The organism is Microbacterium sp. CnD16-F (genome assembly GCF_024124465.1).
Classification (GTDB): Bacteria; Actinomycetota; Actinomycetes; order Actinomycetales; family Microbacteriaceae; genus Microbacterium; species Microbacterium gawkjiense.
Genome location: NZ_JAMXSA010000032.1, coordinates 20,175 through 32,413, shown reverse-complemented (window position 1 = coordinate 32,413; position 12,239 = coordinate 20,175). Strand labels below are relative to the sequence as shown.

Genomic DNA, 12,239 nt, shown 5'->3' with positions numbered 1-12,239 from the left:
GGCAGGGGCGAGCAGGCCGCGGCCGATCCCGTCGTCGGCGAGCGACCCCCACGCGGCCCGGACGGCGTCGGCCGTGTACCCGGCGGCGGTGAGGTCGGCGCGGAGCGCGGCGGTCGTGGACGGGTCGGGATGCCGGATGTCGCTCACCGTCCCATTCAACCGGCCTCGGGGCCCAATCAGGGGCTCCGCAGGACGGGGACCCTAGAATCACTCCCGATGGTGCGGTCATCGATCGCACGGGAATCGACCTCTTCATGACCTTCATCTCGCCTGCTCCGGGCCGACGTCCGCCTCGCCGATCCCGGTGGCTGCGTACGGCGGCGGCAGCGACGGCTGTGATCGCCCTCGCCGCCCCGGCCCCGGCGGCCTTCGCCGCGGTCGACGACGCCCCCGACGAGACCGTCACCGCCACCCTCGCGCCGGGCGCGGGCGGGGTGGTCCCCGCATCCGGCGATCTGACCCTGACCCTCACGGCCGACAACCCGGGCCCGGACGCCGTCCCCGCCGGCGCGGCGACCGTGGGGATCGGCTCCGACCCGCTCGCGTCGACCGCGGCGATCGCCTCGTGGCTCGACAGCGGCTCGACGGGCGCGTCGTTCGACGACGTGGGCGAGATCGCGATGCCCGAGGTCGCGTCCGAGCAGTCGGCATCCGCCGCGCTCACGATCGACGCGGGCGATGCCCCCATCGACGACCTCGACCCGGGGGTGTACCCGGTCCGGGCTGTCTACGGCACCGGCGAGGACAGTCTCCGCGCGCGGACCGTCCTCGTCGTCCCCGACACCGGCGCACCGGCTCGTCAGATCGGCGTCGTCGTGCCCATCACCGCGGGGCCGCAGTCCACCGGCGTCCTCAGCTCCGAACAACTGTCCGAACTCACCGCCGAGGGGGGCGACCTGCGCGAGCAGGTGGATGCCGTGACGGGCACGCCGGCGATCCTCGCCGTGGATCCCGCGATCACCGCCTCGATCCGCGCCCTGGGCTCCGCGGCGCCGGCCGACGCGGTCGCGTGGCTCGACGACCTGATCGCGCTCCCGAACGACCGGTTCGCGCTGCAGTACGGCGACGCCGATCTCGCCGCGCAGATCGGCGCGGGCGAGGCATCCCCCCTCCGGCCGGTCTCGTTCGCGGCCTACCTCGACCCCACCGACTTCGGCGCCCCCGCGGTCGACGGCGAGGCGACCCCGACCCCGACGCCGACCCCCGAGGAACCGACCCTCCCCACGCTCGAGGAGCTGTTCGACGTCGGCGCCGACCGCGACAGCGTCTTCTGGCCCGCGACCGGAACGGCCGGCGCCGAGACCGTCGCCGCCCTGGGTGCCGTGACGGGCGGCGATGACCCGCCCGTCACGCTCCTGCCGAGCTCGGTGGTGCGATCGGATGCCGGGGCGCACGCGGTCTCGGCCGACACGGACCTGCTCCTCTACGACGCCGGCCTCTCGCGCCTGCTCGAGGACGCCTCCGCGACCGATGCCGACACCGCCCGCGGAGCGCTCCTGGCGGAGTTCACGGCCCGGGTGGCCGTGGGCGACCTCGCCGACCCCCTGCTCGTCACGGTCGACCGCTCGAACGGTCGGTCCGAGGCCGCCCTGCGCGGCGCGATCGACGCGGCGACCGGGCTCCCCGGCTGGACGGCGACCGACCTCGACGGCCTCCTCGCGGCTCCCGCCGCCGCGGTCGACGTCGATTCCGTCCCCGCCGACCAGGACCGCGTCGCGGTGATCGACGGGTTCCGCGCCGCGCACGGCGGTCTGCAGCGCATCTCGGGTGTGCTCGACGACCCGACGCTGCTCACCTCGTCGGTGCGGGCGACCGAGCTGCAGCTGCTCGGAAACGCGTGGCTCGACGACCGCGAGGGATGGGATGCCGCGATCCAGGCGCAGCGCGAGCGCATCGCCACCTGGACCGACGGCGTCGCCCTCGTCCTCGGCGGCCCCATCACCCTCGCCGGGACCTCCGCGCCCCTCGTCTTCACCGTCCGCAACGACCTGCCGTGGCCGGCCCGTGTCGACCTGCTCGCCTCGCCCGGTGACGCGCGTCTGGTGATCGAGTCGACGACCGAGGTCGAGATCGGCGCCCAGCAGACCAGCCGCGTCGCGATCCCCGTCTCCGCCCTCGTGGGCAGCGGCGAATCCTCCGTCGACCTGCAGCTGCGCACCCCGTCCGGCGTCGAGATCGGGCGGAGCGAGACCGTCGAGGTGTCGGTGCGCGCCGAATGGGAGTCGGTGGCCCTCGTCATCCTCATCGTCCTCGTGTCCGCCCTCCTCGTCTTCGGTGTCGTCCGGACGGTCCGACGGCGCAAGCGGATGCCGGTGGCCCCCTGATGGCCGGCCTCGGACGCGCGAGCGCCACCGTCGCCGCCGGCACCATGGCGTCCCGCATCACGGGACTCATCCGCAACATCGTGCTCACGGTCGCCGTCGGCACCGTCGGCGCGAAGGCTGCGGACTCGTTCGCGATCGCGAACCAGCTGCCGAACTCGGTGTTCGCGCTCATCTCCTCGGGGCTCCTCGCCGGGGTGATCGTCCCGCAGATCGTCAAGGCCGTGAAGACGCACGACGACCGCGGCAGCGCCTTCGTGTCGAAACTGCTGACCCTGGGCGTCCTCGCCCTGCTGGTCGTCACGATCGTCGCCGTCGTGGCGGCGCCCGTGCTCGTGGAGATCTACGCGGGGAGGTTCACCGACCCGGCGGCCAAGACGCTCACCCTCGCCCTCGCCTACTGGTGTCTGCCGCAGCTGCTCTTCTACGGGCTGTACGCGCTCGTGGGCGAGATCCTCAACGCGAATCGCATCTTCGGGCCGTTCGCCTGGTCGCCGATCGTGAACAACCTGATCTCGATCGCGGGCTTCGGCGTCTTCATCGTGCTGTTCGGCACCTACGAGTCGGCCTCGGGCTGGACGGCGGGCATGATCGCGCTGATGGGCGGCACCGCGACCCTCGGGATCGTCGTGCAGGCCGGCATCCTGTTCCTGTTCTGGCGGCGAGCGGGATTGCACGTGCGGCCCGACTTCGGCTGGCGGGGCATCGGCCTCCGTCAGATCGGCCGCCTCGCCGGCTGGACGTTCCTCATGGTCGTCGTCGGGCAGATCGCCGGCGCCTTCCAGATCAACATCGTGGGCGCCGCCTCGGGTCCCGCGGCGGCCGGTGCGACGCTGCAGAACGCCTGGCTGCTGTTCATGCTCCCGTTCTCCGTGATCGTCCTCTCCCTCGGGACCCCGTACTACACGAAGCTCAGCGAGCACGTCGCGGAGGGACGGACGGATGCGGTCACCGCCGACCTGTCCTCCCTCACCCGGACCGTCGGCATCTTCATGGTCGGCATCCTCGCCGCGATGGCCGTGGCATCCGTGCCGCTGGCGCGCTTGTTCACGACATCGCCGGACAACGCCGTCGCCTTCGCCTGGGTCCTGGGCGCGTACCTGCTCGCGCTCCTGCCGCTGTCGTTCCAGTTCGGCATCCAGCGCACCTTCTACGCCCTCAAGGACACCCGCACCCCCTTCGTGTACACGCTCGTGCAGGCGGCGCTGGTCATCGCGACGGCTCTGGCCGCGTCGGCGCTCGTCCACGCCGGCATCCTGCCCCTGACCTGGCTCGCCTTCGCGATCGCCCTCGGACAGTCCGTGGCGAACATCCTGCAGTTCGCACTCGCGATCACCCTCCTGCGGCGGAAGATCGGTCCGCTCGGTCTCGGTGCGGCGTTCCGCGGAGTCCTGCGCTTCCTGCTCGCGGCCGTCCCTGCAGCGGCCGCGGGGTGGGCCGTCTTCCTCCTTCTTGGCGGGGTCGAGGGGTGGGCCGTCTCCGAGCGTCTCCCCGGATTCTTCGGCGCCGCTCTCATCGGCGGTGTGACACTGCTGGTCTACGGCGGCATCCTGGCCCTGTTCCGCACTCCCGAGCTGGGCGTCGCGTTCCGTGCCGTCCGCCGCTTCCTGCCGGGCCGGTGAGCCCCCGGTCCAAGGAATGCCACGCGGCTACCATGGGTTGAACTGTCAGGGCGCGAACATCGCCCAGACGAAGAGAGGATTCATCGTGCGCAAGGTCATCATCATCGGCTCGGGTCCGGCGGGCTACACCGCGGCGATCTACGCGGCGCGCGCGAACCTGTCGCCCCTCGTCGTCGCCAGCTCGGTCGAGGCCGGCGGAGAGCTGATGAACACGACCGAGGTCGAGAACTTCCCCGGGTTCCCCGAGGGCATCATGGGCCCCGACCTCATGACCAAGATGCAGGAGCAGGCCGAGAAGTTCGGCGCCGAGGTCGTCTACGACGACGTCGTGTCGCTCGACGTCTCGGGCGACATCAAGACCGTCACGCTCGGCCGCGGCGAGACGCACGAGGCCGAGGCGATCGTGTTCGCCACCGGTTCCGCGCCCCGCAAGATCGGCATCGAGGGCGAGACCCGCCTGTCGGGCCGTGGCGTCTCGTACTGCGCCACGTGCGACGGCTTCTTCTTCCGCGAGAAGGTCATCGCCGTCGTCGGCGGCGGCGACTCCGCGATGGAGGAGGCGACGTTCCTCACGAAGTTCGCCTCGAAGGTCTACGTGATCCACCGTCGCGACGAGCTGCGCGCCTCGAAGATCATGCAGGACCGCGCCAAGGCCAACGAGAAGATCGAGTTCGTCTGGAACGCCGAGGTCGTCGACGTCCTGGGTGAGGATGCCGTGACCGGCGTGCGTCTGCGCGACACCGTCGACGGGTCCGAGCGCGACCTCGCCCTCGACGGCGTGTTCGTCGCGATCGGCTATGACCCCCGCACGCACCTCGTGCACAACGTCCTCGACATCACCGAGCACGGCACCGTGTGGGTCGACGGCCGCACCTCGAAGACCTCCGTCCCCGGTGTCTTCGCCGCCGGTGACGTCATCGACCCGACCTACCGCCAGGCCGTCACCGCTGCCGGCAGCGGCACGGTCGCCGCCCTCGACCTCGAGCACTACCTCGCCGCGCGCGGCGACGCGGGTGCCCCCGCGCAGGACGCCGCACTGATCGACGGGCTGCCGACCCCCGCCTGAGCGCGGAACAATTGCGGCATCCGCTGCGTTTTCCCCTCTGACACCCACGTGTCGATTCCTAAGGAGACAGACATATGACCGCCAAGGCCACGAGTGAGAGCACCTGGCAGCAGGACGTCATCGACGCCGAAGGCCCCGTCCTGGTGGACTTCTGGGCGGCGTGGTGCGGACCCTGTCGCATGGTCGGCCCCATCCTCGACGAGATTCAGACCGAGAACCCCGAGAAGATCACGGTTCTGAAGCTCAACGTCGACGAGAACCCGCAGCTCGCCATGGAGTACCAGATCACGTCGATCCCGGCGATGAAGGTCTTCCACAAGGGCCAGGTCGAGAAGACGATCATCGGCGCCAAGCCGAAGTTCGCCCTCGAGCAGGACCTCGCCGACTACATCGGCTGAGCACGCCACGTCACGAAGGACCCGCGCGACCCCGGTCGCCGGGTCCTTCGTCGTTTCCGCGCCACCGGAACATCCGCGCCCACCACGACGGACGGGACGCGAGTTCCCACGCGCGTCGACCCGCGTCGGTGCGTTCGCTCCGGCGCGCACCCGGCAGATCCGCGATGTCGGCACGGCCCCGGACGAGGTCCTCGACGACCGCCGGCAGACGCAAGAGCCGGGTGAGGTGACCGGGGAGGTCGTCATCGTTGTCGCAGCGGCGAAGTCGCTCCAGGTCGGCAGGTGTCACCCGCAGCTCGTCGAGGATGGGCCGGTCGTCGACGAGTTCCGACATCCGCTCGACGGCGGCCGTGCGCAGCATCCGCTGCACCTCCCCCGTCCACCCCTCCTCCGGCAGGACCGGCACCCATCGTGCCGGCCACGACAGCGTCAGATCCGGGATGCCGCGCCCCCGCATCCGCTCGTCCTCCGGCAGCGCCGCGAGTCCGGCGGCGCTGAACACCTCCATCGTGAGGCCCGTCCGCGTGCGGGTGAGCGCGACCATGGGGCGCTGCGCCGGCGGCCAGGAGTCCCGGACGTGCCCGTGCGCCACGACGATGGCCGCTCCGTCGACCTCGGCGACGGTGACGGATGCCTCGAGCTGCTGCGCGAGCGAGGTGAGACCGGTAACACGCTCGCCCAGCAGCACGTAGACCCGGAACGGGAGTTCTCGGACCGGTGGCGTCGACGGCGGCGGGTCTGCGGCATCCCGCCCGCGCCCGACGAGGAAGAGGCCGTCGGATTCGAGCAGCACGTCGGCCCACCATTCCGCCGCGAAGGAGTCCAGTATCGGCTCCGGGGCGGTGCTCGTGACCGTGCCATCGGACGCGATGACCATCCGGCCGTCGGGCGTGAGGGCCACGCGCGCGATCACGGTGCCGTCCTCGTCGCCGACGACGGCGGGTATCCCCCGTTGTCGGAGCGCGGCGCGCACCGCATCGATGGTGAGGACTGTCCGCGACGGGGCGATGTCGATCGTGGCGATCGTCAGTTCGTCCATTGGCGACGTTTCACGTGGAACGGTCAGGAGGCTCGGACCGAGACGTTCCACGTCCGATGCGGCTCGCTGCCGAGCAGGCGCCAGACCGCCGCGCTCAGCGCGGGGTAATCCAGGGCGATCTGCCGCAGCACACGGTAGTTCCGCGCCTGGCTCGGACGCTGCCCCCCGTCGGCCGCGATGTTCTCCGCCCGCAGGGTGAGCACGACCAGCTCGTCGACCGAGGGCAGATCCTCCATGAAGGCCCAGGGATCCTCACCGTCGCGCAGCCGCTCCTCGACCAGCACCGACAACTCGTCGGACGCCTCCGCGCGCAGCACCTCGAGGCTCGCGCGTCGGGGGAGGTTGGGGCGATCGCTCACCCCTCCAGCCTACGCTCGCCTCCCGACGTCCGGCCCGGATCAGGACCCGCCGAACTCCGTCTCGCCGAGCTCACCGAGGATGCGGTTGAGATCCTGGATCGTGGCGAAATCTATGCTGATCTGGCCTTTCCTTGCCGTCAGCGAGATCTTCACCTTCGTGTTGAGCCGGTCCCCCAGCCGCTCCGCGACGTCGTCGAGATGCGCACGGCGCGTGCCGGCCTTGGGGAGCGGGCGCACCCGATTGCCGATCGTCTTGGCGGCTGCCTCCGCGGCGCGCACCGAGAGATCCTCGTTCACGATCTTGTCGGCCAGGCGCTGCATGTGGTCGGCGTCGTCGACCGAGAGGATGGCGCGGGCGTGGCCGGCGCTGAGCACGCCGGCCGCGACGCGCTGCTGCACGGGCACGGGGAGCTTGAGCAGCCGGATCGTGTTGCTGATCTGCGGACGCGATCGCCCGATGCGCGTCGCCAGCTCCTCCTGGGTGATCCCGAAGTCCTCGAGGAGCTGCTGGTAGGCGGACGCCTCTTCGAGCGGGTTCAGCTGCGAACGGTGCAGGTTCTCGAGCAGCGCGTCGCGCAGCAGGTGCTCGTCCTCGGTCTCCCGCAGGACCGCCGGGATCGCGGTCAGGCCGGCTTCGCGGGCAGCGCGCGTGCGGCGCTCGCCCATGATGAGCTCGTACGCGCCGTCCTCGTTGCGCCGCACGACGACCGGCTGCAGCACACCGAACTCGCGGACGCTGTGCACGAGCTCGGCGAGGTCGTCCGCGTCGAAGTTCGTGCGCGGCTGGCGCGGGTTGGGGACGATCTCGTTCGGGTCGACCTCGATCAGACGCGTTCCGGGAACGGCGACGAGCTCATCCTCCCCCGCCGGAGTCTCCGCGGGTGCGGCATCCTGGTTCGATCCGTCGGCGTCGGCTGCGGGCAGCGACGCTCCCGGGAAGAACACGTCCACGGGACGTGCCTCCGACGAGTCCTGCGTGGGGATGAGGGCTCCGATGCCCCGGCCCAGTCCGGTTCGCTTGGCCATCAGTGGGCTCCTTCTTCTGAGTTCTGTGCGAGACCGCGCCGCGCGATCTCGACCGCCGCCTCGCGGTACGCCACGGCGCCCGCGGACTGTCCGTCGTAGGCGATGACCGTCTGCCCGAAGCTCGGGGCCTCGGAGACACGGACCGACCGCGGGATGACGGTGGTCAGCACCCGGTCGGGGAAGTGCGTGCGCACCTCGTCAGCGACCTGCTGCGCGAGTCGGGTCCGCCCGTCGTACATGGTCAGCAGGATGGTGGACAGGTGCAGGGCGGGGTTGAGGTGCTTCTGGATCATCGAGACGCTCCCCAGCAGCTGACTCAGTCCCTCGAGCGCGTAGTACTCGCACTGGATCGGGATGAGGACCTCGGTCGCAGCCGTGAAAGCGTTGATCGTGAGAAGTCCGAGCGACGGCGGGCAGTCGATGAACACGTAATCGACGTGGTTGTCCGCCAGGTAGGTATCCAGGGCCGTCCGCAGACGGTGCTCCCGCGCGACCTGGGAGACGAGCTCGATCTCCGCGCCGGCGAGATGGATGGTCGACGGTGCACAGAGCAGATTCGGCGACTCCGGGCTCGTCTGGATCACGTCCGCGAGCGGCTCCTCATCGATGAGGACGTCGTAGATGCTCGCGACGTCGGCGCTGTGCGGGATGCCGAGCGCCGTCGACGAGTTCCCCTGCGGGTCGAGATCGATGACGAGCACGCGCGCACCGACGGAGGCGAGCCCCGCCGCGAGGTTGACGGTCGTCGTGGTCTTCCCCACGCCGCCCTTCTGGTTCGACACCGTGAAGACGCGGGTGGAGCCGTCGAACTCGACCTTCACCTCGGCGAGGACCTTCCTGCGCGACGTCAGATCCGCCAATTCGCGGGCGATCGGACTGTCGTCGAAAGAGAAGGGTGCGGGAGAGGTGGTGTTCTCCGAATCCGGCACCTGTTACTCCTGTCGTGTCGAGGACGTTCCCACTGTAGTCGAGGCCTCCGTCAGCCTCCGGCGCCGATCGTCGTTTCACGTGAAACAGGGAACCTGCGCTCCGCACGTTTCACGTGAAACGTTCGCCGACGTTGCAGGCCGCTCGATGTTCCACGTGAAACATCGCCGGCTGTTATCAGCGCACGGTGGCGCGGATGACGCGCGTCGGCTCGGCGACGACACCGTCGCCGACGGGTTCGACCCGGACATCCGACAACCGGAACTTCCGGATCGCCTTCTCCGCAGCGGCGATCTCGTTCGCCGCGTTGGCACCCTTGAGCAGGACCAGCTCCCCGCCGTCCCGCACCAACGGTGCAGTGATCGGGATGAGGGTGCGGAAGGCGCTCACGGCGCGGGCGGTCACCGCATCCAACACAGCACCCTCGGTCCAGTCCTCGCCGCGTGCGCGGACGATCTCGACGTTGTCGAGCCCGAGCTCGTCCGTCTGCTCCGTCAGCCACGCGATGCGGCGCTCCATCGGCTCGATGAGCACCCAGCGGACGTCAGGACGTGCGATCGCGAGCACGAGTCCCGGCAGGCCGGCGCCGGACCCGATGTCACCGACGCGGGATCCGGCCGTGAACAGCGGTGCAGCGACCGCACTGTTGAGGGTGTGCCGGGTCCAGATGCGGGGGAGTTCGAGCGGTCCGATGAGACCGCGCTCCTCTCCCTGGGCGATCAGCGCGTCGGTGAAGCGACGAGCGAGATCGATCCGATCGCCGAAGACGGATGCCGCGGCATCCGGTTCGCGCTCGGGTGTTTCACGTGAAACGTCAGCCACGGCGCAGAACGGTGTGGCGATCGGCGCCTTCGCCGTAGGACTCCGACACCAGGCCGTGCTCCGCGGCGATGTCATGCACGAGCTTGCGTTCGTAGCTGGACATCGGCGGCAGGGATGCCTGCGAGGCACCGTCGTCGAGGCGCTCCAGCGCACGCTCGACGAGCTTCTGCAGCTGCGCGCGTCGTGCGTCGCGCGATCCGCCCACATCCAGGATGAGGCGCGAGAACCGACCGGTCTTGGTCTGCACCGCGATGCGGGTCAGCTCCTGCAGCGCCTGCACCGTCTCCGGGTCGGACAGGAGCGAGAGTGCGTCGGGCTGCTCGTTCTCGACGGACACGTACGCGCGGCCGGCGCGCACGTCGAGCGTCAGGTCGCCGTCGATGTCCGCGATGTCCAGGATGCCCTCGACGAAGTCGGCGGCGATGTCGCCTTCCTGCTCGAGCTCGTCGACAGTGGGCACAGCGCGAGCGCCGGGGGTCTGGTCAGTGGTCGTCATGATCGATCCTTCGGTCCTCGTCAGGACGTGCCGTCCTGCTTGCCTTTCTGAGCCTGCTTCTTCGCGCGCTGCTTGCTCACCGGCTGCTGGCGCTTGGGGGCCTGCGCCTTCGCGCGCTCGGCCTCCTCGAACAGGCGCTGCTGCTCGGCCTCGTACTTGGCGAGGGGGATGACCTTGCCGCTCGCGTCGAGAGCCTTGCCCTTCTTCGCGAGCCGCTCCTCGCGCGCCTTGGCCGCCTCCGACCCGGGGGTCGGGAGGTTCCGGATGACGACGAACTGCTGAACCATGGTCCAGATGTTCGAGGTGAACCAGTACATGACGACGCCGAGCGGGAAGAACACACCCGAGAAGATGAACGCCAGCGGCAGGACGTACAGCATGATCCGCTGCATCTGGTAGGCCTGGCCGGTCTTGGCCTCGGGGGAGAGGTTCTTCGAGATGATCTGCAGCTGCGTGAAGAACTGCGACAGGATCATCAGGATCACGAGGATCACCAGTATCACGACGGTCGCCGTCTGATTCGTGTTGATCGCGTCGATCATGTTGACGTGCAGCGGTGCGACACCGAACAGCTCGGCGTTGTAGAACTCGCGCGTCAGGGTCGCGTTCAGCAGGCCGGTGCCCCCCACACCCCACTCCGCGTGACGCTTCACCTCGCTGAGCGTGTAGAACATGCCGAGGAGGATCGGCATCTGCACCAGCAGTGGCAGACAGCTCGACAGCGGCGTCGTACCGTGCTTCTTGTACATCGCCATGGTCTCGCGACTCATGGCCTCGCGCGACAGCTGGTCGCGCTTGCCCTTGTACCGCTCCTGGATCTTGCGCATCTCGGGCGCGAGTTCCATCATCTTGCGCTGGCTCTTGATCTGCCGCACGAACAGCGGGATGAGCGCGGCACGCACGACGATGACGAGCCCGATGATGGACAAAACCCAGGTCAGGCCGGCATCCGGAGCCAGTCCGATCGACGTGAAGATCCAGTGCCAGAAGACGAGGATCGCCTCGACGACGAACTTGAACGGCCACAGGATGATGCTGAAGAAGTCAGGATCACCGGGTTCGGGTGTCGTCGGGTTCGGGAGCGGCGGGAGGGTCGCCGAGGCGAAGAGATCCATCACGGATCAATCCTTTCTGAGGGGCACGACGAAGCCGTGCGAAGTCAGGTCGTGCCGGAAGTGCGTGTGAGCGGGGACGTCGTCGATGCCGCCCGCGGCCCACGGGTGGCATCTCGCGAGACGGGCCGCCGCGAGCGCCGAGCCCTTGAGGACCCCGTGCTGCTGCACGGCGCCCAGCGCATAGGCCGAACACGAGGGATAGTACTTGCACACGTCGCCGTACAGCTGGGAGACGGTCGCCCGGTAGCCGTGCAGCAGCGCGATCACCGCGTTGCGGGGGAGCAGCGTGATCGTCGCCGGCAGGGTCGCGGCATCCATCACCGCCGTTCCGCGGGTGTACGAGGGAAGAGGCGCCGAGCTCATGCGGCCGCCTTCCGTTCGAGGCAGCGGATGACCTCGGTGCGCAGGGTCGCGAAATCGACGGATGCCGCAGCGGGCAACGCGCGGATGACCACATCGGCCCCGGGCCGGACCTCCGGCAGGGCCTCTGCGCAGATCGCCTTGAGCCGGCGACGCACCGTGTTGCGCACGACAGCGCCCCCCACCTGCTTGCTCACGATGAAGCCGAAGCGTGGGGGGCGCTGTTCAGACGTGCTGACCACGTGGGTCACGGTGTGTGCCGCCGGACAGCGGGAACCTCCGCGGACGGCGGAACGGTAGTCCGCCCCGCGGGTGATGCGGTTCCCGCGCGCCAGCACCGCGTGGTGTCAGGCCGAGAGCTCGGTGCGCCCCTTGGAGCGGCGAGCCGAGAGGATGGCGCGGCCGGCGCGGGTGCGCATACGGGCGCGGAAGCCGTGCTTCTTGGCGCGGCGGCGGTTGTTGGGCTGGAACGTGCGCTTGCTCATGAAGATCACTCCGGATGGGCGGGGTCACCCGAACGCTCGAGACCGGGGACACAGGTACATGGGGGACTCGCGCCGAGAGGCACAAGTCAACCGACCTAGGATACGTCGAGATTCCTGAGATCCCAAACCGGGACGCCGACCGGCCATTATCCACCGACGCCCGAACGCTGCTGGCGACGACACGCGGGCCGGTTCTACAGTGG

14 protein-coding genes are annotated in these 12,239 nt (G+C 69.7%); 4 read left to right on the top strand and 10 right to left on the bottom strand.

The window, feature by feature from the left end; all coding sequences use genetic code 11:
- Positions 1 to 254 precede the first annotated feature (254 nt).
- The 4 genes from NH287_RS09870 to trxA all read left to right on the top strand — a co-directional run bounded on the left by NH287_RS09870 (position 255) and on the right by trxA (position 5,407).
- Positions 255 to 2,324: a DUF6049 family protein gene (locus NH287_RS09870; protein WP_253035471.1), complete on the top strand. Its 2,070-nt coding sequence runs from the start codon at positions 255 to 257 to the stop codon at positions 2,322 to 2,324.
- The gene (gene murJ, locus NH287_RS09865) at positions 2,324 to 3,943 is read left to right on the top strand and encodes a murein biosynthesis integral membrane protein MurJ (RefSeq protein WP_253035470.1); all 1,620 of its coding nucleotides are present in this window, start codon (positions 2,324 to 2,326) and stop codon (positions 3,941 to 3,943) included. The genes NH287_RS09870 and murJ overlap by 1 nt, the downstream gene beginning before the upstream one ends.
- A gap of 85 nt (positions 3,944 to 4,028) precedes the next feature.
- A complete protein-coding gene (trxB, locus tag NH287_RS09860) occupies positions 4,029 to 5,009 on the top strand; it encodes a thioredoxin-disulfide reductase (protein WP_217528875.1) in 981 nt (326 codons plus the stop codon).
- 74 nt (positions 5,010 to 5,083) lie between these two features.
- The gene (trxA, locus tag NH287_RS09855) at positions 5,084 to 5,407 is read left to right on the top strand and encodes a thioredoxin (RefSeq protein ID WP_064002800.1); all 324 of its coding nucleotides are present in this window, start codon (positions 5,084 to 5,086) and stop codon (positions 5,405 to 5,407) included.
- A gap of 10 nt (positions 5,408 to 5,417) precedes the next feature.
- Here the strand turns inward: trxA and NH287_RS09850 are convergent, their stop codons facing one another.
- The 10 genes from NH287_RS09850 to rpmH form a co-directional block, all read right to left on the bottom strand.
- Positions 5,418 to 6,446, bottom strand: a complete 1,029-nt coding sequence (locus NH287_RS09850; protein ID WP_253035469.1) for a hypothetical protein — start codon at positions 6,444 to 6,446, stop codon at positions 5,418 to 5,420.
- Positions 6,447 to 6,469: 23 nt separating this feature from the next.
- On the bottom strand, positions 6,470 to 6,805 hold the full coding sequence (locus NH287_RS09845; protein ID WP_217528881.1) for a tryptophan synthase subunit alpha: 336 nt from the start codon (positions 6,803 to 6,805) through the stop codon (positions 6,470 to 6,472).
- A 39-nt stretch (positions 6,806 to 6,844) separates the two neighbouring features.
- The gene (locus NH287_RS09840) at positions 6,845 to 7,831 is read right to left on the bottom strand and encodes a ParB/RepB/Spo0J family partition protein (protein WP_253035468.1); all 987 of its coding nucleotides are present in this window, start codon (positions 7,829 to 7,831) and stop codon (positions 6,845 to 6,847) included.
- Positions 7,831 to 8,760 (bottom strand): ParA family protein, encoded by a 930-nt coding sequence (locus NH287_RS09835; RefSeq protein ID WP_308210405.1) that lies wholly within the window; start codon positions 8,758 to 8,760, stop codon positions 7,831 to 7,833. The genes NH287_RS09840 and NH287_RS09835 overlap by 1 nt, the downstream gene beginning before the upstream one ends.
- A gap of 175 nt (positions 8,761 to 8,935) precedes the next feature.
- Complete coding sequence (rsmG, locus tag NH287_RS09830) at positions 8,936 to 9,580, bottom strand: 16S rRNA (guanine(527)-N(7))-methyltransferase RsmG (RefSeq protein WP_253035467.1); 645 nt, start codon at positions 9,578 to 9,580, stop codon at positions 8,936 to 8,938.
- Entirely contained in the window at positions 9,573 to 10,076 is a 504-nt protein-coding gene (locus tag NH287_RS09825; RefSeq protein ID WP_064002805.1) for a R3H domain-containing nucleic acid-binding protein, read from the bottom strand. Before NH287_RS09825 ends, rsmG begins: the two co-directional genes overlap by 8 nt.
- 20 nt (positions 10,077 to 10,096) lie before the next feature.
- On the bottom strand, positions 10,097 to 11,191 hold the full coding sequence (yidC, locus tag NH287_RS09820) for a membrane protein insertase YidC (RefSeq protein WP_253035472.1): 1,095 nt from the start codon (positions 11,189 to 11,191) through the stop codon (positions 10,097 to 10,099).
- Positions 11,192 to 11,197: 6 nt separating this feature from the next.
- Entirely contained in the window at positions 11,198 to 11,554 is a 357-nt protein-coding gene (gene yidD, locus NH287_RS09815) for a membrane protein insertion efficiency factor YidD (RefSeq protein ID WP_082886155.1), read from the bottom strand.
- Positions 11,551 to 11,889, bottom strand: a complete 339-nt coding sequence (gene rnpA, locus NH287_RS09810; RefSeq protein ID WP_253035466.1) for a ribonuclease P protein component — start codon at positions 11,887 to 11,889, stop codon at positions 11,551 to 11,553. The genes yidD and rnpA overlap by 4 nt, the downstream gene beginning before the upstream one ends.
- A 9-nt stretch (positions 11,890 to 11,898) precedes the next feature.
- On the bottom strand, positions 11,899 to 12,036 hold the full coding sequence (gene rpmH, locus NH287_RS09805) for a 50S ribosomal protein L34 (protein WP_064002918.1): 138 nt from the start codon (positions 12,034 to 12,036) through the stop codon (positions 11,899 to 11,901).
- Positions 12,037 to 12,239 lie beyond the last annotated feature (203 nt).